The sequence below is a fragment of the Salinimicrobium gaetbulicola genome (assembly GCF_042676025.1).
Classification (GTDB): Bacteria; Bacteroidota; Bacteroidia; order Flavobacteriales; family Flavobacteriaceae; genus Salinimicrobium; species Salinimicrobium gaetbulicola.
On record NZ_JBHTJP010000032.1, the window covers coordinates 198,559 to 218,993 of the forward strand.

Sequence of the window (20,435 nt, forward strand, 5' to 3'; positions counted from 1 at the left end):
AAAACGGCGGATAATTACTTATCCGCCGTTTATGTTTTTAGAAGGTAATTTCAGCGCTAACTGAAATATTCCTGCCCATATTTGGAATGCCTTCCGGCTTGAGCCTGGAAAGATGGGCGATATAGGTTTCATTCAATAAATTAGTTCCGGTAAGTTTTAATCCTATCACTGTAGAACTAAGTTTGAATTCTCCGCCCAGCCCCATGTTTAAAAGAGAATATCCGGGAGTGCTGGTTTCAAATTCGTCAGTTCTGTTCTGGTCAAAAAATGATTTCAGGCTTATTGAAAAGAAACCATTCTCTGCAAAATCCATCTTCGGAAGCTCTATCCTTAGAGTATTTAATAAAGACGGAGCAGGGATCAAAGGCAGATTGTTGCCATCCTCCTTTTCACCGATGACCAGTTCGAAACTGTTCTCAAAATGCAACCAGTCGAGCGGGTGAGGGTGGAAGTGAACTCCGGCTTCTCCGCCATATAATATTGCATTATTTTGAATGTAATTAAAAACAGGAGCTTCATCCTGAAAGTTTCCGGTTGGTTCCAGGTAGATGTAATTATTAATATGATTATAAAAACCATTAGTGAACACTTCAACATGCTCATTGCCGAATTCCAAGGCAAGATCAAGCTGATAATTTTGTTCGTTCTCCAGATCTGGATTTCCTATTTCATAGCGGTTTGCACCGTGATGCACCCCATTGGAAGTGAGTTCAGCAAGGTTTGGAGCGCGAAAACCGGACGCGAAATTTAGCCTGGCAGTAAGATTTTTAGCAACATTCAACTTTACCCCAAGTGAAGCATTATAGCTATCAAAATTTCTTTCCAGGTCTGCAATATAATCAGGCTCACCAAGAGAACCCATTTCGGAGGTTTTCAGATCTCTGTGATCATATCTTAATCCGGCCTGAAAATCTATTTTTTCAAGGTGGTAATGGGTGGTAGCCATTATTCCCAGATCTACCGTAGTAGCATCCGGGATCAAAATTTCTTCTCCCAAATTTCGATTCTCCTGAACCATTCCCTGTACACCCAGGATTGTTTCAAAGTTCGCAGCCTCCGGAAAATGGTATTTTACATCATAATTAATAGTTGACAATTCCATTTCAAGAGCGGCTTTTCCTTCTTCGTGAGCCTCATGTTCTTCCTCAGTCTCTCCTTCGTGATCTTCTTCATGCTCTCCTTCAAACTCTTTGCGGTTATTGAAAACATAGCCCAGTTTTAGATCAAGGCTGGAGTTGCTGAAATAGAAGTTATTATCCAGGCTTAAAATATGGTTCTGAATCTTTTGATATGGTTCCATAATTTCCTTGGAAGTTGATTGCAGGCCAATTTCTTCAGGAATTCCTGCTTCCCCGGAATTCAAGTTATACCGCAGATCTCCTTTATAACCAGAAGTTCTATATCCAATTCCTGATTTCAGGTCAAATTCATTAAATCTCGTATTAGTAACACGGTCTCCATTACCTGTTAAGTAATCACTGTGGACGGCATAATTACCACGGACAAGAAATTTCAGATTTTCTCCAGAAGTTTTAAACCCGGCATTGGCCTCCAGTCCCTGAGTATTGGAATAATAATTAATTTTTGCATCCACTTCGGTATCTTCTTCGGCGGCATATCTTTCCGGGTTTAAATAAAGGACACCACCCAGCGCATCGCTACCGTACAACAAGGAAGCAGGGCCTTTAATGACTTCAATACTCTCTGTACCGGAACTGCTTAATCCAAGACCATGTTCATCCCCGAATTGCTGATTTTCCAGGCGCACACCTTGAGTATATACCAATACACGATTTGAACTTAATCCCCTAATGACAGGTTTCCCAATTCCTGTACCGGTACTTATGGTTTCAACTCCTGCAAGATTTGAAATCCCTTCGGCCAGTGTTAACGTCCCGGTTCTGTTTATTTCTTCCATAGTTGCGCGGTCCACTTTCATGACATTATCACTCTGTAGTTGATGAAAGGGTGTGGAAACGATCACTTCTTCCATTTCAATGGCAGTAGGTGAGAGGAGTACTGTTAGAGGTTCATCAGAAGGTATTGAAACTTTCTGGGTTCTGGTGCCATAACCCAAAGATGAAACCACCAGAGTATAATTTCCTGAAGGGATATTGTTTATTGAAAAATTTCCATTGACATCTGAAATACCGCCTTTTTCAGGTTCCTGAAGGTAAACGGTAGCTCCAATGATCGGTTCTTCGGAATTGGCATCCAGAATACTTCCGGTTAGGTTATACTGACTATAAGATATTCCGGTCATAAATAAGAATGACCAGATCAATAATTTATGCATGTGAATTATTTTAAATACGTAATAAGGGCAAAAGCCCAATTGAAATAACTGTTATGAAGCTAATTCAGGCGGGCCACGCTGTTTGAAAGCGTGAATTGTTATCGTATTTAAAAATAGATAGGTAGTTTCAATTTCAGAAGATATTTCTTCAGGGAAAAACAGGGTATAAGAAGAAAAATCAGGATAGGAGAAACTTACTTTCTGAAAGGAAAATAATTCGCAATCCACATTTTTTCCGTGGAAATGAGAATCTGCATAATTATTACATACTTCGTGTTGATGTCCCACCAAAATATGAGCAAACTCTACCGTAGAGGGAAAGCTTAAAAGCCCAATAAGCAGTATTATACCAAACTTAGCGAAGGCTTTCATGATAGAACTGATTATTTTTTAATTCGAAGGAGTCCCATTCTGGCGAGCATATTCTTCTCGAAATTCCAGAAAAATTCAAACTGACCAAACAACCAACCATAACAGACCAACAGGATCTGGTAAGTTGGAAAAATGATCAAAATTCTTAGTGCGTAATAACTTAGCCCACCCCAAAGAAATTCAGAAGTGAAATTTAAACGGGTAATTCCCAGGTAGTCCAGGAGGGGTCTTGCAACAAATAATGAAGAAGAACCTGTAATACTGAAAACAAGGAGGATCAATAAAACTTGTCCGTTGGAAGAAATTCCCCAGCGTTTTTTTAATTTTTCCATGGCGCAAAGATAAAAAAGAAATCAGACAAAGATGTAAGATTAAATCACCTGAATGAAAAAATATATAAAAACCTAAATATCAAAGTTTTAATGAGTTAGAAGCGAGTTGAAACCGAAAACCTCTGGTTGTATTTTCGGGACAGGAAAACGAAGTAATTATAAAGCTTGTAATTCACCTCATATCCGTAATCAATAGTGGGATCATAGTTTATTTCCTGCACATAAATGTCAGGGTCATACCTAAAAGGTTGTTGGACACGTTGGTTATAATCGGTAACCAGGAAGCGGTTCTTGTTCTCAAGATAGTTTTGGGTATAATAACCTTCAGGTTGTGCTTCTGAAGCCAGAAAATATGAGAATCCGGGTTCAATGATGATGATCTCATACTCCAGTTCATCATTGGCTATGACCACTGTATCAATGACAGCATCATCATTGGAAGTTTTCATTTCCCGTGTTTTGGTTGAGGAGCAGCTGTAAATAAATAACCCCAGAATAAATACGTAAATCAGGTTTTTCATGATAATTGTTTTTTGGCGTGGGGAGCGACAAGGTTTTTAATTATATAATGTACGAAAAAATCAATATCACAACTTATAAAACCCTCTTAAACAAAAAAATGCTCCTTTTTAGAGGAGCATTTTAAATATGAATTGTTTCGGGTCTTACTTAATTAGATCAATGATCTGTTCTGCAAGCTCAACTCCGATCCTGTCCTGAGCTTCGTTAGTTGCAGCTCCAATATGCGGACTTAACGAAACATGGCTGTTCATTAACACTTTAATGGCCGGAGAAGGCTCGTGTTCGAAAGTGTCAAGACCGGCAAAGGAAACCTTACCCGTGTCCAGAGCTTCGATTAGCGCGACTTCATCGATCACGCCTCCACGGGAAGCGTTGATGATCCCGACACCATCTTTCATTTTCTTGATCTCGTCTCTGCCAATTACGGGCTCTTTTTGAGACGGAACGTGAAGGGTAATAAAATCTGAATGTTTGATGAGATCTTCAACAGGTTCGGTCTTAATTGGGATCTTGATCTCCTGGTGATTATAGAACTCCAGGGTGATCTCAGCTTCTCCTTCAGTACGATCACTGGCTATCACTTTCATTCCAATACCAAGAGCGATCTTGGCAACCTCACGTCCAATCCTTCCGAAACCGATAATTCCGAGGGTTTTTCCTCGTAATTCCTGACCTCCGGAATAACTTTTCTTGAGCTCTTTGAACCTTGAATCTCCTTCAAGAGGCATCTCGCGGTTAGCCGCGTACAAATATCGAACACCACTAAAAAGGTGAGCGAAAACAAGTTCTGCGACAGAACTAGAAGAAGCAGCCGGGGTATTGACCACGTGTAAGCCTTTGCTTTTTGCGTAGTCAACATCAATATTATCCATCCCAACACCGCCGCGACCAATAAGTTTAAGATCTGGGCAGGCATCGATTATGTCTTTTCTTACCTTGGTGGCACTGCGTACCAGCAAAGCATTGATCTTATTTTCCTGCAGGTAATTTTTAAGTTGCTCCTGCGCAACTTTGGTGGTAATTACTTCAAAACCGGCATTTTCTAAAACTTCTTTTCCGCTTGTTGAAATACCGTCGTTTGCTAAAACTTTCATGTATTAAATTTCTCTTTTATAAAACTTTGAATTTCAATTAGGCCTTGCGCTCTAATTCACTCATCACATCAACCAATACTTCCACACTTTCAAGTGGCAGCGCATTGTACATGGAGGCACGATAACCACCTACACTTCTGTGTCCGTTGAGGCCGTTGATCCCGGCTTCTCTCCATAAGTTGTCAAATGTCTCCTTTAAATCATCATCTGTAAGATTGAAGGTGGCGTTCATGATACTGCGATCCTCTTTACTGGCATAACCTTCAAACAATGGATTGATGTCAATTTCAGAATAAAGCAGGTTGGCTTTTTTCTCATTCATCTCTTCCATAGCTGCAATACCACCGTTCTTTTTGATCCATTTAAGGGTTAACAAGGAAACATATACCGCATAAACAGCCGGTGTATTATACATACTTGCCTTGTTAAGGTGAATCTGGTAATCCATCATAGAAGGAATAGATCGTTCCACTTTTCCTAAGATATCTTCTTTGATCACTACTAAAGTGGTTCCTGCTGGGCCCATATTTTTCTGGGCTCCGGCATAGATCAGGTCAAATTTGGAAAAATCCAGTTGTCTTGAGAAGATATCACTACTCATATCACACACCATTGGTTTTGGAGTGTTAGGAAATTCCTTCATTTGAGTTCCGTAGATCGTATTGTTGCTGGTGCAATGGAAATAATCTACATCTGAAGGGATGAAAAAACCTTTAGGAATATATTTGAAATTTTTATCGGCAGAAGACGCTACTTCGGAAACTTCCCCAAAGAACTTTGCCTCTTTGATGGCTTTGGTACTCCAGGTACCGGTATTAAGGTAAGCCGCTTTGTTCTTAAGCAGGTTGTAAGCAACCATCAAAAATTGGGTACTGGCACCTCCCTGGAGAAAAAGAGCTTTATAACCTTTGCCTTCCAGACCTAGAAGTTCCAGGGCAAGGCTTCTGGCTTCTTCCATCACATTTACAAAATCTTTGCTGCGATGAGAGATCTCCAAAATGGATAAACCTGAATTATTGAAGTCTAAAATGGCTTGAGAGGCTTCTTTAAAAACTTCCTGCGGAAGGATACAAGGGCCCGCGCTATAGTTGTGTTTTTTCATACTAAAAATTTTAACAGTTACAAATATGAGAAAACTAAAGCGGATTAGTTGTTATTAAAACGATAATTTAGGAGGGATTTCCTCCCGAAATATCAGTTTTTATACACTTTTGGTCAGAAATTCGAGAGTATCCACATTATCAGCATAATCCCACAATTCAGGATGCTGAGTTTTTCCGAAGTCAACTTCATGCTCGAACACATTTTTGGAAACCACACATTGAATATTCTCTTCCTGTTCTTGCAATTCATTTTTTAGAGCCTCGACATCTGAATATTGCTCATAGAACAAGGTGGCGATAGGGGAGCCAAAGGACTTGTCTTCCTTGAGGATCAAAAATCCGTTTTCCAGAAGTTTGAACTGGCTCATTAAATACACGGCCTTGTTATAATCGTAGTTATTAGCGTATTTCGCCTGGTTGATTATAGGGTTCCAGGAATACATGGCCTGGAAAAAGGCATCGAAATCATAATTTTCGGGAACGTATAATTTTGATACGTTGCGGCAACCCAGACCGTAGTATCTAAAAATATCTTCGGAAAGGGCTTCCAGTTCTTCCTTGGTTTCGTTTCCTGTAAGGATCGCTACGGAATTTCTGTTCTTCCTGATGATCGATGGTTTTCCGGCGAAATAATATTCGAAATAACGGGCGGTGTTGTTACTTCCGGTGGCAATAACAGCATCATAATTCTTCATTTTTGAAGCTCCTTCCGAAGATTCAGAAATAAAGGAAATAGAATCTTTCCATTTTGGAGCCAGGGCGATCAAGTAATCGGCCAGCACAGGAAGTATCAATTGATCATTAGAGGATTGCTTGACTAAAACTTTGTGACCACTCACCAGGACCGAAATAAAGTCATGAAATCCAACCAAAGGAATATTCCCGGCCAGGATGAGGCCTACGGTTTTTGGAGCGACCTCTGGAAAATCATATTTTGAAAGCCATTTATCAAGGTTCTCTTGAGTTAACGCCTTGCTCCATTCTTCGATTGAGAACAGCACATTTTCTTTTGTAAACCAGCCATTATAATGTACTGCCGACTCAATTTTATCAATCAACCGATCAAAGAACTGATCGTTATGTGGTACATCTTCATTTTTCTCAATTCCTGAATTAGAAAATTGCCCCAGGAATTTGCCAAGGTTTACTAAGTTTTCTTTTCGCGCTTCGATTGTCATTCCCTTATTTGTTTAAGAACTGATTTGGCTTTAAATTTGTGCAAATTTAGAATAAAAATAACCTATGGCAATTATAATAACCGACGAATGCATTAACTGTGGAGCTTGTGAACCGGAGTGCCCTAATACAGCTATTTATGAAGGTGCCGATGACTGGCGATATGCCGATGGGACCGATCTTAACGGAGACGTGGTTCTTCCAAATGGCAAAAGTGCCAATGCCAGTGAGCCTCAGGAACCACTTAGTGATGAAATATATTATATAGTTCCTGATAAATGTACCGAGTGTAAAGGTTTCCATGAGGAGCCTCAATGTGCGGCGGTTTGTCCTGTAGACTGTTGTGTGCCAGATCCTGCCAATGTTGAGACCGAAGAGGAATTACTTGGTAAGCAGTCATTCATGCACCACGACGATTAAATTTGGAAAAGTATACTAATAAAAAACCCTGCAATCTTGCAGGGTTTTTTTATTTCAAAGCTGTAAAGCTTATTACTTGATCTCAACTACTTCAAGGTCAAAAACAAGGTCTTTTCCAGCTAAAGGATGGTTTCCGTCTACAACGATGGTATCTTCTTTAACTTCGGTTACAACCAAATTCATTTCATGACCGTCAGGGCTTTTAGAAACAAGACCCATTCCTGGCTCAGGCTTGATCTCTTCCGGTAGCTGACTTTTTTCCACTTCCTGGATCAATTCCGGTCTTGGCTCTCCGTAAGCTTCCTCAGCAGGTATGTTGATGGTTTTTTTCTCATTTACTTTCATATCCAGCAGACCTTTTTCAAAACCTGGGATCAACTGTCCCTGACCCATAGTAAATTCGATTGGTTCTCTTTCCAAAGAACTGTCGAAAATCTGTCCGTCAGTTAGTTTTCCGGTGTAATGTACTCTTACTGTGTCATTTTGTTTAACCTGACTCATAATAACTTGTTTATCTATTAAAAAATAATGTGAAATGGAAATAAAACAGAAAATAAAAAGGGAAGACCTTAACAGCGCTGGATAAATATCCCACATTTCGGTCTGCAAAGGTACCAAAATATCTAGGAAAGCCAAAGATTCAGGCAATTAGTCTCATAAAACCGTAATTCAGAAAAAAATTGAGGCTCAGAAAATATTTTTCCTGTTGGTGAGTTTAAAATTGTATTTCTTTGAAAGCCTTCTTAAAAGAGGGTTAAGAAAACATCGAAATTCGGTGGATCAAATTAAATTTATTAAGTTGGTAATAATGATTTCAGAAAAGATCCTTTTAAAGATCCTTTTTATCCCCTTGATTTTTGCAGGAAGTTTGACTGCCTGTGACGAGGGAATATTCAGTGAAGAGGAAGAATGTGTTGACTGGGAGTCAATTGTGGTTACGGCATCGGCTTATAATTCTCTTGAATTACAAGGACAGGGAAATGCCAGGATCACTGCCTGGGGAGACACCTTAAAACCGGGAGTACAATCTATTGCGGTCTCAAGAGACCTTATTAAAAGAGGACTCGATTACAAGACCCCTGTTAAGATCGAAGGATTTGACGGGGTTTTTATAGTCAATGATAAAATGCACTCCAGGTGGAAAAACAAGATCGACATTTATATGGGGATCGATAAAAAGAAGGCGATGGAGTGGGGAAGAAGGAAAGTCGTGATCTCGTTTCCTGTTGAGGGAAAAGATGAATTTGAAGAAATAATCAACCAAACCATAAATTAATGAGAAAAGGTATCACACAGGCGATTAGTGATTTCGTGGATTTTATGAGGGAACATGGTTCGAGGAATCACCCTTATTTTCCTTATTACTTTTTGATAGTAATATCATTTATCGTCTTTGTTATAGGTACCAACGTATTTGTGGAGTTGAGTGGAGAGATTTCGGGAAGTGTCTTAAGGGAATATGATACAAAGGTCACAGATTTCGTAACTTCTTTCAGGTCGCCGGAGCTTAATAATTTCTTTCAATTCGTTACAGATCTGGGGGATCTGTATGCTTATATTGTCGTAACTACTATTGTCGCGCTGTTCTTCTTTTTCAAACTCAGGAATAAACGCTTTATTTTCCAGTTAGTGGGAGTGGTGATCCTTTCTGCACTGGCCAATATTGCCTTAAAACGAGCTTTTAACCGCGCTCGTCCTACCATTGAGCATTTGGTAGTCGTGAAGACCTTAAGTTATCCCAGTGGACATGCTATGAGTGCAATGGCCTTTTACGGCTTCCTGACATACCTTATTTTTCAGATCAAAATGAAACGCTGGCTCAGGGCAATTCTGGCATTTATCTTTATTTCATTAATAATATTAATAGGATTGAGCCGAATTTATCTGGGAGTTCATTTCCCTTCAGATGTTGCCGGAGGGTTTATTGCCGGGTTGATCTGGGTGGCATTCTGTATAGTCCTTTTTAATATTATAGCCCTGTTGAGATTACGCAAGAGGAGAAGAGACGGCACTTATGAAGTAGAGGAGAATCTGGAAGAATAAAAGTCAGACTCTGAAACATTTTCTTGCCTAATAATAACCTACAACAATATGAACTGTCGAAAGATCTATAATTCCATTCCTTTTTTGGTGATGGAATTCATATTGTTCTATGTTTTCGTTCCATTCATCGTAAACAAGTATTTAGATGGCTGGTATAAGATCATCCCTTTAATTTTGATTGCAGCGACTTTTACTATACTTCTTATAGGAGATCCTGAATTTGACAGAAGGGTTTTTTCTCGTTTTCGTAAAAGATATGTTGGCAAGAGTGTGGTGCGTATCGTGATCATTTCCATACTGCTGGTATGGTTCACTTTCTGGATCTATCCTGATCTTTTTCTGAAGTTTCCGATCCGCAATTTTGATGAATATGTACTGACCTTTTTCCTGTATCCTATAGCTTCGGTTTTTCCTCAAGAGATCATCTACCGGGTCTATTATTTTCATCGATATGAAACCCTGATTCCTGAAAAATACCTCTTGATGTTTAGCAACGCGGTTATCTTCGGACTGACTCATTTTATCTACGGAAACTGGGTTGCGCCTATAGCAACCTTTCTGGTGAGCTGGATTTTTATTTACAATTACTTACAGACCAAAAGTTTGCTGAATGTGAGCCTGGAGCATTATTTCTACGGAATCATCATGTTCACGATAGGCTTCGGATATTTTTTTCAGTAGGAAAGAAAAAGAAAGATCAGATCCCCAGATAGGATAATAGCCACCAAAGGATGATGAACACGATAATGATACCGAAGCACCCGCATCCACCACCAATTTTCTTAGCGCCATAACCTGCCAACAGGGCTCTGATGATCTTTCTCATAGCAATTTTTCAAAATAAAAATAGGAGAAAGCTGCGACCTGGAAATGCGCTTTATGAAAAGTTTAATTTAAAACAGGATTAACTTCGGCTCTTGATCTCGTTCATTAATAAAAAAGCCTGATTCACATACTGCTGTTCCAAAAAGATGGTGAAATAGTTGGAAGTTGAGATCACTTCATACACCGGAATCCCTTCATAAGCTAAAAGCTTGAAAATGTAGAAATAGAGACCTACCGTTTTAGTATTTTTCTCGGGTAAAGCAATTGTTATGGAGGATAATTCCTCTGAGACGTTTACCAGCTTTTCCCCTTCAAAAATCTCTTTTATTGTAGCTTTAAGACTGGTAGAAACCAGAAAAATACTTTCCTGGTAGTTGCTGGAATAATTGAGGTAAACGTTTGACTGATCTTTAACTACATTTAGAAGCTCTGCCTTTTTTGAGATAGTTTGCTGGGAATTGAGGTAGGTGAATTCGGTGATCCCTGAACGCACAATAATATCACCCAGTTCCCTGAAGTTCTTAGTCGTGAACTTATTGCGTTTAGGGTGATATCGTCGCAATGCCATAATGATGGAACCCTGCTTCACCGGTTTTCTCATTTCCTTCTCCACCTGTGGCTGCAGGTCGGCTGCCAGGGAGCTAAAATTGATAATATTTCTTGCCAGGGCATCATCCAGGAAGGGTTGATGCTTTATTATATCATGTACACAGGTACTTATCGTCTTCATTGTTAAATATTATACATTTTGTGCAAAGATATGAAAAAGAGTGTGTTTTTTTTAGCCTCAGGAATTATGGTGCTAATTATGCACTTTCTAAATTGCTTATGAAGGTTTTAAAATTTGGTGGTACTTCTGTTGGAACTGCAGGAAGTATCAAAAATGTCAAAAAGATTATCGCTTCCCAACGGGGGAGAAAGGTCGTGGTGGTATCTGCCATGTCGGGCGTGACCAATGATTTGGTGAGCCTTTACCAGCTTATAAGAGCTAATAAAGAGAATGATGTTTCTGAAAAAGTTCAGAACATCCGTCAGAAACACCTGGATCTTATTGCAGAGCTTTTTACTTCAGATGCTGCCCGAAATACCATTCAGCAATTTGAAAATCTTTTTTCACAGTTTGAAGAAACTGTTTCAGACAACAAAGATCTTTCCGAAGCTATGGTGATTACTTATGGGGAGAGTTTTCTGAGCCTGATCTTCTCGCGATACCTGGAAGCAGAAGCTCTACCAAACACTCTTTTAGATGCGAAAGACTTCATGCATATTTCAAATGTTGAAAATCCTGATATTGAAACTGTTCAAGATCTGCTTTTAGAGACCCTTGACCGGGAAGTATCTTCAGAAGTATACATTACCCAGGGATTTGTTAGAATTGACAGGAATAAGAACATAAATACCCTGAACAGGGGAGGAAGTGATTATACAGCAACTATAATAGGTGCTGCCCTGGATGCCCAGGAAGTGCAGATCTGGACCGATATTGACGGTTTCCATAACAATGATCCGCGCTTTGTAGAAAACACAAAAACCCTTCAAAACCTCACTTTTGAGGAGGCTGCCGAGCTGGCATATTTCGGGGCTAAAATATTGCACCCTCAAACCGTTTCTCCTGTAAAGGAGCGGGATATACCCATCTATTTAAAGAATACGTTCACTCCCGAAGCGGTTGGAACTAAAATATCCTCAGATATCACTGAAACTGGTTTAAAGGCCATCTCAGCCAAGGACGGCATTACGGCTATCAAGATCAAGTCAAACCGAATGTTGATGGCACACGGGTTCTTAAAAAAGATCTTTGAGGTGTTCGATAAACACGAAACCGCTATCGATATGATCACCACTTCAGAGATCGCTATTTCCCTTACCATTGATGACACCCGAAACCTGGATGATATTCTTTATGAATTGAATGATTTTGGTGAGATCACTGTTGATAGGGACCACAGTATTATTTGTATTGTGGGCGAGGGGGTGATCAATGATAAAGACACCTTTCGACTTTTTGAAATACTGAACGATTTCCCCGTTCGAATGATATCTTATGGTGGCAGCAGCAATAATATTTCCCTTTTGGTGGAGACCAGTAACAAGGTTAAAGTATTGCAATCGCTAAACCGAAAATTGTTTGTTGAAAAACTGCTAACGTGAGCTTTTTAACTCTTGTGTAACGTTGTTAGTTTTTTGTTTGGATTGTGGATGGCCCGCAATTTTGTGGGCTTTCCTATTTTTTGGCTGTCAGGTTCTCCAACCGGTTTTTCATCTCAATGTATTTTGACATGAATTTGGTACTTGCTAATTGATGGTGCTGGAGCATGGTACCGGTGAAATTAACTTCCCTGTGTTCCTGAAGATTACTTAAAACTGATCCAATTCTTTTCTGAAGCATCATTGAAAAAAGGCTTTTAGAATACCTTATTTCCAGGATCTCAAAACCTTCTTTTTGTGCTTTTTCCCAGGCCGAACTGTTTGAGTATAGCTCTACTGCGGCATTTGCAAATTCTTCAGGGTTCCCGGCTATTTTACCGCCCCAAATATTTGTTTCAGACATTCCTTCTGCTCCTAAAGGTGTGGTGACACTGGGTGTTCCGGTTTTCATGGCATCGATAAATTTACCTTTTAAACCGGCTCCAAATCGTAAAGGAGCTAACAGTACTTTTGAATTCCTTATTACTTTTTCTGCGGAATCAGCCCGCCCTTTTACGATAAAACCTTCCTTAACGTTATGCAACTGGCTGACTTTTGCTGTCGCATAGGCTCCGTAAATATGTAACTCTGCAGAAGGAAGCTGTTTTCTTATCAACGGCCAGATATTCTGTTTCAGGTGGAGTACCGCATCCCAGTTCGGATCATGCCTGAAGTTCCCGATACTTACAAAATGTTCCCGATCTTGAAAAGTGGGAAGTTTACTCCTTTTTTCTTCGGAAGGGATCTCCTCCATAAATGGTAAGTAGAGCAGCAATTCTTCAGGGAGCTTAAAAGTAGATTTTAGTAGATCCATTTCCATTTCAGAAATGATCAAAGAAAGGTCACAGCGATATATACTGGCGATCTCCCTTTTTGAAAGGTCATTCTGAAGCATAGAAACTGAAAGCGGTGAACCCTTCTTAAAAGCTTCCTGCCGTGCCTTTCTATAGAAGTGCAGATCTTCGGTATCCAGTATCTTTAAAGCATCCGGGCAAACTTCAGAAACCCGCCACCCGAACTGTTCTTCCATCATAAATCGGTCAAAAAGCACTATTTCAGGATTTAACTTCTTCAGAAAAATATCGAATTCGGGATCATTAAGTTTGATCTTCTCTGTTCTTATTCCGTGTAAGGAAAGATCTTCCATAACATCAGTTTCCGAAGCAGTAGTGGCAAAGGTGATCTCGAATCCTTCCGACTTAAAAAAGCTTAACAACTGCATCATCCTGGTGCCTGCTGCCGAAGATCTTGGTTCAGGCCAAACGTATCCAATAACTAAGAGTGATCTCATGTTTCAAAAATAGCGGAAAATGACGGGAATTGGCGGAAGTTTTTGATTTGTGCCGGGTTATTCAGATATTTAAGAAAACAATTGATTATGAGCCGAGGATTTGTAAAGGAAGACGACCAGGAAGAAGCGCCATTCATCCCGCCACGCGCGGCATTGCCGGCAGGAGTTACCAATTATGTAACTCCCGCGGGATATGAGGAGCTGATCGCCGAAAGGGAGGATCTGGAGGAGGAGCGCAGAAACCTGGATATTTCAAGTGATAAAGAAAGACGACACGCCCTGGCTATAATTAATGGAAAACTGAATCTCCTGAACGATCGGATCGCTTCGGCCAGGATCTTAAAACCTGAAGATCAGCCTGAAGAGGAAGTAAGGTTTGGTTCCACCGTAAGTTTTAAAAACCTGAACGGAAAACAAAAGGGTATCACCAGTACTTTCCAGATCGTTGGCGTAGATGAAGCCGATATAAAGCAGCAAAAAATAGCATTTTTGGCACCACTTGCGAAAGCCCTGACTGGCAAAAAAGTAGGGGAGACCACCCAGGTTTCTATGGCCGGGGAATTAAGAGAACTGGAAATTACAGGAATACGTTATTCCTGATCGATTATTTCTTCTTCTATCAGGATAGCTTTTAAAGCGTTCAGGGTTTCAGGCCCAAAGATCCCGTCGATCCTAATTTCAGCGTCATTCTGGAAATTCTTAACTGCGTCAAGAGTTCTGTAACCAAAAATCCCGTCAATTTCTCCGCTGCGATAGCCCAGTTCATTCAGGAATTTCTGAATCAATTTGATATTCTCATCTGTATCACTGAAGGCATAAATACCTCTTTCTCCCAGGTCAATTAAGAATAATCTTGGCTTTTTAGGAATTTCAGTCATGTCTGTCTCCTTCATCGAACTTTTTGAAACGGAATCCACTTCTGTTTCAGGATTAGGACGAATAAAGAATTCCATAGTATCTACGATATCCCCATATTTTGAGATCTCAATATTGAAAGGAATTTCTGATGGTGCAGCTTGGAAATCAAGTTTCTCAAGCTGTTCCGGATCTATTACAGCCCGGTAATGGCCCGGTGCAAGTCCCAGGTAGGTGAAATAACCGTCGCCTTCCGTTAGAAATTCAGCAGCTACGCTATCGTCCCTGTTGAGGATCTTAACCCTGATACGACCCTGCCCGCGCGTTCCTTTTGAGTCCTGCAGGTAAACCATTCCGCCGACTTCCCCCAGGACCTGGATGGGAACATGAATTTCCTGGAACTGGTTCGGTGTGGTATGCACTCCGATCTTCGGATTCGGGATCTTCCAGGCAATGTTATCCAGCCTTACAGGATCCAGTTGTAGTAACAGATCAACGTAAGGTTGCAGTTCAGTGATCCTAATCACGGTTCTGTCCTTGTTGTAAGTTACGTTTCCTGCACGGTTGCTCAACTCCAGGCCGGGGACTCCCGGTTCCATAGGATCTTTCTTGCCGTTCCAGTTCAGGTCCAGGAATGGAACAAGTGTTAAGGCAGCCCTGGTTACTGAAGTTCGGTTTCTGGCCATCACATAGCCGTTATTGTCATCAAAAAGTATACTTCCCTGCGCCGATTCTACAAAAGAGCTGTTATTTCTTCCGATCCTTGAGGAGAAGGAGGTTTGAGCCATATCAAAGCTGTATCGCAACCCGAATTCAAATATATGTTGATCTCTCCGGAAGTTATTCTCATAACCCACATTCGCGAATCCATTCTTAAAGACAGGACGTTCCAGTTCTACATTCAGGTTCGTGAACGTATTGCGGCTCACATCATATTGAACGCGTGGAGAAAAAATCAGTTTATAAGGTAATCTATAGGTTTGAGATAGGGAGCTGTAAATAGTGGGATCGTCAACCCTGCTATTAAAAACTCCGTAGGTCGTTAGGTTAGTACTAACGCCCATAAATCCTCCCGACAGCAGTAATTGGGCTGTAGTAAGTTTAGTGGCGGGCATAAGGATCTGGTTCACGCTCATCCTGCTGAACATATAGAACGCCTTGGTCCTGATAGGAGTAGATAAACTTATTTTACGTTCCTCCAGGTAATTAAGCCTGATAGCAGTTTGATCCTCATCATATTTGATATAATTCAGGTCTACCTGCAGACTTTTTGGGGTGTGATAGCTTAACAAGGCTTCACCCTTAACACCATACATGTATTCCCCGCTGAAAAGCAGGCCGGTAGCCACCCTCGCCGAGGCATTTACAAAAGGCATAACCTCGCCGCTGCTGACATCTGAAAGATATTCCACACCACCACCCAGCGTAATGGCATTATTGAGACCATAGTTCATATTAAGGCGTGAAAACCTGTCATTCTCAGGATTTTCAAGGATCCCTGCACTTAAAGTGTATTCGAATTCATTCTTCGGCACAAAATTGTAGGGTATGTTGATCATTCGTTCCTCGGTTCGCTCTTCCCCGTAAGGCCCGTAAAACCTAAGATCTACTGCTGTATTTCCGTACATTAAAGGCACTTCGAAAGTGTAAAATCCCGAAGCGTCTGCCACCGTAAAATCCACCAGGGCGTTATTCACGTATAATTCCACCGTCCACCTGGGCTCTGTAAAATCACTCAGGGTAAATGTTCCAAAACTTCGACGGTTCTGAAAAGGGCTGTTACTTAATTGTACTCCGTTAATGGGAGCAAAGAGCGAGGAAGTAGCCTGGGTATTGATCCTTCCGGCGCTAACCTGTTTAAAGAATTTACTGTAATTGTTGACCAGTCTCCATTGATAGAACTGGTTTCGGGAGTTAAAGGGTACCCGGGTTGAGTAATTCAATCGCACATTGGTTTCTCCTCCCAGGAACATGGTTCCCAGACCCAGATTCAACCGATTGTCATTCGAAACCTGGGTTTGTTGGGTCGAGGTAACGCCCCAGTCGAGGAAGCCAGGTTTAAAAAAGGGATAGCGGCGTGGCATGATGGTATCGGGATTCACGACACCCTTAACCCGGTTCAGGTTTTCACGGATCTCCTTTCTTTTCATTTCCCTGACGAAAGGCAGTTCTTTATCAGTTTCAAAATTCACCGAGAGACTCCGAAAAGAAAAGTTAGTATGAAGCCCGAACACTTTCCCGAAATAATCTGATTTTAAATAGTTTCCTGTGGGAGATTTGATCACATCAGATTCTTTTATAGGAAAGGTTTCATCCCTGTAAACGATCTCAAGATCTTTATAGTTTATATGATAGGTGGAGTCGGGGTGGATGATGAATCCTAAAACTCCTGTATTTATTTCAACATTTTTAAGCTGGAGAATATCAAACAGGTCTTGAACCGGTAGGTAAGCGTCATCGCCCTGAATCGCGACAGGAATTTCTACAACTCCCATTTTAGGGACCGACATTTCAACGTTTAGTTCGTCGTGGCCGGGTAAGTTTTGCTGGGCATGTAACCGGGGAATTGTGAGAAGTAATACAGACAGCAATAAGAAATTAGGAGTCCTTAAAATAGTTAATATCTTTAACCGGTCATCCATTAAAATCCTTATTGAAAAGTAAAGATTACGTCCACCGTTACGTCAACTGTCCCTGAATAAATTCCACTAGGATCTTCCGGTCCGCCCACGGTTAATGTTCCTCCCATGTAAATAGTTTTAGGTGTATTCTGGGGAAGAAAAAAATTATTGTCGCTGAAATTTAAAGATAATTCTAATATTCCCGTTCCGCCGATTAGTGTTGTTGGCAATGAAGTAATATTTACAACTTTGGCTGCATTCCCATTCCCGTTCCCATTTCCATTACCAGTAGTATTAGCAGTCGTGCTTATTTCAATACTAGCTACAGAACGGGGCTTCCCAAATTTTAATGGATAGATGTCTCCAGTTGAACTAACTGAACCATCCCCATTTAAAGTTATAGTACCACCGGAAGCTTTTGCAAAGGTTCCAAAATCTAAACTCCCAACAACTCCATCTATGGTTATTTGCTGAGCTAATCCCTGTGATGTTATTAAAATAAAGCTACCTAAAATAATAATCTTTGGAATCGATAAAATTTGGAAATGCATATTTAAAAGCTGTTTTGATAATTAGAGTTCAATTACAGCTACCGAAAGTTCCTGGTCAGTATCTGAAGTATAAGTAACTTTTAATTTACCTGATTTAAAATTTAATCCGTCTAATTGATTTAAAATCATTTTAAATTGCCTATTGGGATTAGGGGTATATACAGAAATTCCTTTTACCAAACCAACAACTGTGGTTTCGCCAGTGGATGAAATATGTTCTACGTTAAGATTTCCATAGACAGACATATTCCCGGATCGATTTATGATCATTGATAACCGCGGGTGTTCTTCTTCAAAATTTAATTTAACATCACTAAGACTAACCTCAGTAGTGGATTTTCCATGACGAATAATTACCGGTATGCTGATTCCAAAAATGGTTTTAATGTTAATAGAAATAGCACCTGAATTCATTTGTTCAGCTTCTCCTAAGGCAACCTGATTATCGACTGCCCTAAAATATACATGAGATCGATATTCTCCCTCCTCTAAATTCCCGGTTCGGGTAAGTTGAACCCTAATTGTTTGAGCTTCGTTTGGGGCCAGGGTCACTCTTCTTGGAAAATAGCGTAAAAAATCGGTTGCAAATCGTTGTCCCTCATCCGGAGTCTCAATTTGTTCAAATTTCCCGTCTTCAGTCATTCTATAATTAATAAAAGAGATGGCGTAAATGGCCGTGTCCTTACCGGTGTTTGCGAGATTTATTTCCTGGGATCGCTGGCTGCCGTCAAATACCAATCTTTTAGGCATAACCATTAAATCTCCTTGTGCGGATGCACTTTCTACAGGAAAAAATAGCACAGTTAAAAGAATACCGATAATAAAGGGGAGAACTTTTCTATTCATGGGGCTATATATAACATATTACAGGCTTCAAATATAGGGAAATAGCCGCAAAAAGTTAAAGATTTGTGAAAGTTTCAGTTATAAGAAACTGTCACATTAAAACCACTGGAATTCGTGTAAAACCCGGAAGGCTGATTGGCTTCCAAATTGAGAGTGGCCCCAATTTTCAATACGTCTAGTGTTTCACCAATTGTAGGATCTACCTTAAATTCATCAATAATAAGTATTTGACTCGGATCTTCCTGGCTGTATAAGGTGAATGAATTAGGTAATGAAATTGAATATTTATTATTTCCATGGTTAACAATCGCTTCTGCAGGAGCAACATTCCCCGGAAAAGTGCTTGAGATCTGCACCCCTTGTGCAATTCTGTTGCCATTGGGAGAGAGAACTACCTTACCCGGATTAAATGCGCTTATCACATTCCCAAAGTCCAGATCTACAGATTTTGTAATCTTTATAGGGTCTATAATTGTAGCCCTGCTATTTACCGTAGCCGCTGCAGAATTTTGAGAATTTGCGGTCATGGTAAAAAAAGAAAACAGAACTATAAATATTAGCCTAACCATATGAAGATAATTATATTTTCATAAAAAAGCCACAACACTGTTTATAAAACTAGTTTTGTGGCTTTTTTAGATAGTAATTAATTGTATGCTACGGTAACAGAAATTGTACCGGTATATGATCCCGTAGTTTGGGATGCACCTACGGTTAATGTACCTCCGATGTGTACAGTCTCATTCCCAGAAGCATCAAGAGTTTCATTTGCATCATGAGTAATACCTGTAACATCCATAGTAGCGGAAGATACAGATTCAGTTAAAGTAGCAGTTTCTCCTACCGTAATAGAGTAAGCTTCATCGGGTTCACCAGTTACGGTTAATTCAGCAGCCGAAACTACCCCTCCGGCTATTTGCGTTTTTGTTCCAGTTGGGGTTCCGGCATAATCAATAATGACGGTTCCTGCTGTATTGTCAAGTTTACCAAAGTTAAGGCCTGTGACCTCAGTAAACTTAATAGCTTCAATAATTTCTGCAGCACTGCTTACGGTAGTTTGTCCAAAAGCAGTTCCTGATATTAACATAAGTAGTAATAAAGTAATCTTTTTCATTAGGTCGATTTAAAAAGGGGTTAGTTCAAATTCGAACCAAATATTGGGTATATCGAAGAATCCTACAAATAAAGTCGGTGAACGTAAGAAATACTCGTTAAAGTGTTAATTCCGCCTTAAAAATTCGCTAAAATGCAAGAAAACTACTGTTTTATTAACGATAAAAGAATAAAAATCGACGTTAAACGATTGATTATGAAAGTAATGGAGAATTAAATAGGAATGTGCTTAATTGTAGTTTACCGTTACCGGAATGGAAGTCAGGGTTTTATAGTTTCCGGGGCGCTGACCGGCCTTCACATCTAGGGTGGCACCTACTTTTATCTCGGGAGTAGTTGAAGAGATTGTGGATTCTTGAAAGTTACTGGTGAAATCTTTTATTACGACTGTTTCCGTTCCGTCGCTTAAAAAATATTCTCCCTTGGGCAGGCTAAGAGAAAAAGAATATCCGTTCTCTCCGGTCACTTTAAATGAGGCCGCAGAGACCATTGCCCCGTCTGCCAGTTCTATACCGCCTGTGGTAATTCTGTCATTTTCGGGAGTCAGGATAACGGTGCCACCATCTTTAGCATCCAGGGCAGCAAAGTTCATATTAGAAGTGTTTGTGATCCCGATCGGTTCGATTATGGTCACCGAAGCCGTGAAAGTAGCTGTAGCCTGAGTTTGGCTATAGACGATACTTCCGTAGAAGAAAAATAATATGCTCACAATTAGGGGTCTCACTTCATGTTTTTTCTTAATGCCAATGTAATAAAATTTTTTTCTCAATATCGATGAAATGCACAAT

At 40.2% G+C, this 20,435-nt stretch carries 23 protein-coding genes; 6 read left to right on the plus strand and 17 right to left on the minus strand.

Annotation, left to right across the window (positions count from 1 at the left end):
- Positions 1-37 precede the first annotated feature (37 nt).
- The 7 genes from ACFQ1G_RS02425 to ACFQ1G_RS02455 all read right to left on the minus strand — a co-directional run bounded on the left by ACFQ1G_RS02425 (position 38) and on the right by ACFQ1G_RS02455 (position 6,897).
- Positions 38-2,296: a TonB-dependent receptor gene (locus ACFQ1G_RS02425; protein WP_380736678.1), complete on the minus strand. Its 2,259-nt coding sequence runs from the start codon at positions 2,294-2,296 to the stop codon at positions 38-40.
- Positions 2,297-2,347: 51 nt separating this feature from the next.
- Positions 2,348-2,668, minus strand: coding sequence for a hypothetical protein (locus ACFQ1G_RS02430; protein ID WP_380736679.1), 321 nt, complete (start codon positions 2,666-2,668; stop codon positions 2,348-2,350).
- A gap of 11 nt (positions 2,669-2,679) precedes the next feature.
- Entirely contained in the window at positions 2,680-3,000 is a 321-nt protein-coding gene (locus ACFQ1G_RS02435) for a DUF6787 family protein (RefSeq protein ID WP_380736680.1), read from the minus strand.
- 95 nt (positions 3,001-3,095) lie between these two features.
- Positions 3,096-3,521, minus strand: coding sequence for a DUF6146 family protein (locus ACFQ1G_RS02440; protein WP_380736681.1), 426 nt, complete (start codon positions 3,519-3,521; stop codon positions 3,096-3,098).
- Positions 3,522-3,665: 144 nt separating this feature from the next.
- Positions 3,666-4,616 (minus strand): D-2-hydroxyacid dehydrogenase, encoded by a 951-nt coding sequence (locus ACFQ1G_RS02445; protein WP_380736682.1) that lies wholly within the window; start codon positions 4,614-4,616, stop codon positions 3,666-3,668.
- Between the two features lie 37 nt (positions 4,617-4,653).
- Positions 4,654-5,718, minus strand: a complete 1,065-nt coding sequence (gene serC, locus ACFQ1G_RS02450) for a 3-phosphoserine/phosphohydroxythreonine transaminase (RefSeq protein WP_380736683.1) — start codon at positions 5,716-5,718, stop codon at positions 4,654-4,656.
- A gap of 99 nt (positions 5,719-5,817) precedes the next feature.
- The gene (locus tag ACFQ1G_RS02455; RefSeq protein WP_380736684.1) at positions 5,818-6,897 is read right to left on the minus strand and encodes an acyl-CoA reductase; all 1,080 of its coding nucleotides are present in this window, start codon (positions 6,895-6,897) and stop codon (positions 5,818-5,820) included.
- A gap of 64 nt (positions 6,898-6,961) precedes the next feature.
- Here ACFQ1G_RS02455 and ACFQ1G_RS02460 point away from each other — a divergent pair, with 64 nt between their 5' ends.
- Positions 6,962-7,315 (plus strand): 4Fe-4S dicluster domain-containing protein, encoded by a 354-nt coding sequence (locus tag ACFQ1G_RS02460; RefSeq protein ID WP_380736685.1) that lies wholly within the window; start codon positions 6,962-6,964, stop codon positions 7,313-7,315.
- A 72-nt stretch (positions 7,316-7,387) separates the two neighbouring features.
- Here ACFQ1G_RS02460 and ACFQ1G_RS02465 read toward each other — a convergent pair whose 3' ends face one another.
- The gene (locus ACFQ1G_RS02465; protein WP_380736686.1) at positions 7,388-7,816 is read right to left on the minus strand and encodes an FKBP-type peptidyl-prolyl cis-trans isomerase; all 429 of its coding nucleotides are present in this window, start codon (positions 7,814-7,816) and stop codon (positions 7,388-7,390) included.
- Between the two features lie 307 nt (positions 7,817-8,123).
- Here ACFQ1G_RS02465 and ACFQ1G_RS02470 point away from each other — a divergent pair, with 307 nt between their 5' ends.
- The 3 genes from ACFQ1G_RS02470 to ACFQ1G_RS02480 are packed head-to-tail and all read left to right on the plus strand — an operon-like array spanning position 8,124 to position 10,039.
- The gene (locus ACFQ1G_RS02470) at positions 8,124-8,591 is read left to right on the plus strand and encodes a 3D domain-containing protein (protein ID WP_380736687.1); all 468 of its coding nucleotides are present in this window, start codon (positions 8,124-8,126) and stop codon (positions 8,589-8,591) included.
- Positions 8,591-9,358 carry a phosphatase PAP2 family protein gene (locus tag ACFQ1G_RS02475; RefSeq protein WP_380736688.1) on the plus strand — a complete coding sequence of 256 codons (768 nt, stop codon included), beginning with the start codon at positions 8,591-8,593 and terminating at the stop codon, positions 9,356-9,358. Before ACFQ1G_RS02470 ends, ACFQ1G_RS02475 begins: the two co-directional genes overlap by 1 nt.
- A 48-nt stretch (positions 9,359-9,406) precedes the next feature.
- Positions 9,407-10,039, plus strand: a complete 633-nt coding sequence (locus tag ACFQ1G_RS02480) for a CPBP family glutamic-type intramembrane protease (RefSeq protein ID WP_380736689.1) — start codon at positions 9,407-9,409, stop codon at positions 10,037-10,039.
- A gap of 16 nt (positions 10,040-10,055) precedes the next feature.
- Here the strand turns inward: ACFQ1G_RS02480 and ACFQ1G_RS02485 are convergent, their stop codons facing one another.
- Entirely contained in the window at positions 10,056-10,184 is a 129-nt protein-coding gene (locus tag ACFQ1G_RS02485) for a hypothetical protein (protein ID WP_380736690.1), read from the minus strand.
- 78 nt (positions 10,185-10,262) lie between these two features.
- The gene (locus tag ACFQ1G_RS02490) at positions 10,263-10,913 is read right to left on the minus strand and encodes a hypothetical protein (RefSeq protein ID WP_380736691.1); all 651 of its coding nucleotides are present in this window, start codon (positions 10,911-10,913) and stop codon (positions 10,263-10,265) included.
- A gap of 98 nt (positions 10,914-11,011) precedes the next feature.
- On the opposite strand from ACFQ1G_RS02490, the gene ACFQ1G_RS02495 reads away from it, so the two are divergent.
- Positions 11,012-12,334: an aspartate kinase gene (locus ACFQ1G_RS02495; RefSeq protein WP_380736692.1), complete on the plus strand. Its 1,323-nt coding sequence runs from the start codon at positions 11,012-11,014 to the stop codon at positions 12,332-12,334.
- Positions 12,335-12,407: 73 nt separating this feature from the next.
- On the opposite strand, the gene ACFQ1G_RS02500 is transcribed toward ACFQ1G_RS02495, so the two are convergent.
- Positions 12,408-13,661, minus strand: coding sequence for a glycosyltransferase (locus ACFQ1G_RS02500; RefSeq protein ID WP_380736693.1), 1,254 nt, complete (start codon positions 13,659-13,661; stop codon positions 12,408-12,410).
- 87 nt (positions 13,662-13,748) lie between these two features.
- Between ACFQ1G_RS02500 and ACFQ1G_RS02505 the strand changes: the two genes are divergently transcribed.
- Complete coding sequence (locus ACFQ1G_RS02505) at positions 13,749-14,261, plus strand: GreA/GreB family elongation factor (RefSeq protein ID WP_380736694.1); 513 nt, start codon at positions 13,749-13,751, stop codon at positions 14,259-14,261.
- Here ACFQ1G_RS02505 and ACFQ1G_RS02510 read toward each other — a convergent pair.
- The 6 genes from ACFQ1G_RS02510 to ACFQ1G_RS02535 all read right to left on the minus strand — a co-directional run bounded on the left by ACFQ1G_RS02510 (position 14,252) and on the right by ACFQ1G_RS02535 (position 20,356).
- Positions 14,252-17,158: a peptidoglycan-binding protein gene (locus tag ACFQ1G_RS02510; RefSeq protein WP_380736695.1), complete on the minus strand. Its 2,907-nt coding sequence runs from the start codon at positions 17,156-17,158 to the stop codon at positions 14,252-14,254. The two genes, ACFQ1G_RS02505 and ACFQ1G_RS02510, sit on opposite strands and share 10 nt — an antisense overlap.
- Before the next feature lie 8 nt (positions 17,159-17,166).
- Positions 17,167-17,688: a DUF4402 domain-containing protein gene (locus tag ACFQ1G_RS02515; RefSeq protein WP_380736696.1), complete on the minus strand. Its 522-nt coding sequence runs from the start codon at positions 17,686-17,688 to the stop codon at positions 17,167-17,169.
- Positions 17,689-17,709: 21 nt separating this feature from the next.
- Positions 17,710-18,438, minus strand: coding sequence for a molecular chaperone (locus ACFQ1G_RS02520; protein WP_380736697.1), 729 nt, complete (start codon positions 18,436-18,438; stop codon positions 17,710-17,712).
- A gap of 170 nt (positions 18,439-18,608) precedes the next feature.
- Complete coding sequence (locus ACFQ1G_RS02525) at positions 18,609-19,103, minus strand: DUF4402 domain-containing protein (protein ID WP_380736698.1); 495 nt, start codon at positions 19,101-19,103, stop codon at positions 18,609-18,611.
- 77 nt (positions 19,104-19,180) lie between these two features.
- A complete protein-coding gene (locus tag ACFQ1G_RS02530; protein WP_380736699.1) occupies positions 19,181-19,648 on the minus strand; it encodes a DUF4402 domain-containing protein in 468 nt (155 codons plus the stop codon).
- A gap of 228 nt (positions 19,649-19,876) precedes the next feature.
- Positions 19,877-20,356, minus strand: a complete 480-nt coding sequence (locus ACFQ1G_RS02535; RefSeq protein ID WP_380736700.1) for a DUF4402 domain-containing protein — start codon at positions 20,354-20,356, stop codon at positions 19,877-19,879.
- Between the last annotated feature and the right edge of the window lie 79 nt (positions 20,357-20,435).

Bases quoted from the DNA above. Each gene is read 5' to 3' on its own strand.
- ACFQ1G_RS02425 (WP_380736678.1), bottom strand. From the start codon at position 2,296: ATGCATAAATTATTGATCTGGTCATTCTTATTTATGACCGGAATATCT.
- ACFQ1G_RS02430 (WP_380736679.1), bottom strand. From the start codon at position 2,668: ATGAAAGCCTTCGCTAAGTTTGGTATAATACTGCTTATTGGGCTTTTA.
- ACFQ1G_RS02435 (WP_380736680.1), bottom strand. From the start codon at position 3,000: ATGGAAAAATTAAAAAAACGCTGGGGAATTTCTTCCAACGGACAAGTT.
- ACFQ1G_RS02440 (WP_380736681.1), bottom strand. From the start codon at position 3,521: ATGAAAAACCTGATTTACGTATTTATTCTGGGGTTATTTATTTACAGC.
- ACFQ1G_RS02445 (WP_380736682.1), bottom strand. From the start codon at position 4,616: ATGAAAGTTTTAGCAAACGACGGTATTTCAACAAGCGGAAAAGAAGTT.
- serC (WP_380736683.1), bottom strand. From the start codon at position 5,718: ATGAAAAAACACAACTATAGCGCGGGCCCTTGTATCCTTCCGCAGGAA.
- ACFQ1G_RS02455 (WP_380736684.1), bottom strand. From the start codon at position 6,897: ATGACAATCGAAGCGCGAAAAGAAAACTTAGTAAACCTTGGCAAATTC.
- ACFQ1G_RS02460 (WP_380736685.1), top strand. From the start codon at position 6,962: ATGGCAATTATAATAACCGACGAATGCATTAACTGTGGAGCTTGTGAA.
- ACFQ1G_RS02465 (WP_380736686.1), bottom strand. From the start codon at position 7,816: ATGAGTCAGGTTAAACAAAATGACACAGTAAGAGTACATTACACCGGA.
- ACFQ1G_RS02470 (WP_380736687.1), top strand. From the start codon at position 8,124: ATGATTTCAGAAAAGATCCTTTTAAAGATCCTTTTTATCCCCTTGATT.
- ACFQ1G_RS02475 (WP_380736688.1), top strand. From the start codon at position 8,591: ATGAGAAAAGGTATCACACAGGCGATTAGTGATTTCGTGGATTTTATG.
- ACFQ1G_RS02480 (WP_380736689.1), top strand. From the start codon at position 9,407: ATGAACTGTCGAAAGATCTATAATTCCATTCCTTTTTTGGTGATGGAA.
- ACFQ1G_RS02485 (WP_380736690.1), bottom strand. From the start codon at position 10,184: ATGAGAAAGATCATCAGAGCCCTGTTGGCAGGTTATGGCGCTAAGAAA.
- ACFQ1G_RS02490 (WP_380736691.1), bottom strand. From the start codon at position 10,913: ATGAAGACGATAAGTACCTGTGTACATGATATAATAAAGCATCAACCC.
- ACFQ1G_RS02495 (WP_380736692.1), top strand. From the start codon at position 11,012: ATGAAGGTTTTAAAATTTGGTGGTACTTCTGTTGGAACTGCAGGAAGT.
- ACFQ1G_RS02500 (WP_380736693.1), bottom strand. From the start codon at position 13,661: ATGAGATCACTCTTAGTTATTGGATACGTTTGGCCTGAACCAAGATCT.
- ACFQ1G_RS02505 (WP_380736694.1), top strand. From the start codon at position 13,749: ATGAGCCGAGGATTTGTAAAGGAAGACGACCAGGAAGAAGCGCCATTC.
- ACFQ1G_RS02510 (WP_380736695.1), bottom strand. From the start codon at position 17,158: ATGGATGACCGGTTAAAGATATTAACTATTTTAAGGACTCCTAATTTC.
- ACFQ1G_RS02515 (WP_380736696.1), bottom strand. From the start codon at position 17,688: ATGCATTTCCAAATTTTATCGATTCCAAAGATTATTATTTTAGGTAGC.
- ACFQ1G_RS02520 (WP_380736697.1), bottom strand. From the start codon at position 18,438: ATGCCTAAAAGATTGGTATTTGACGGCAGCCAGCGATCCCAGGAAATA.
- ACFQ1G_RS02525 (WP_380736698.1), bottom strand. From the start codon at position 19,103: ATGGTTAGGCTAATATTTATAGTTCTGTTTTCTTTTTTTACCATGACC.
- ACFQ1G_RS02530 (WP_380736699.1), bottom strand. From the start codon at position 19,648: ATGAAAAAGATTACTTTATTACTACTTATGTTAATATCAGGAACTGCT.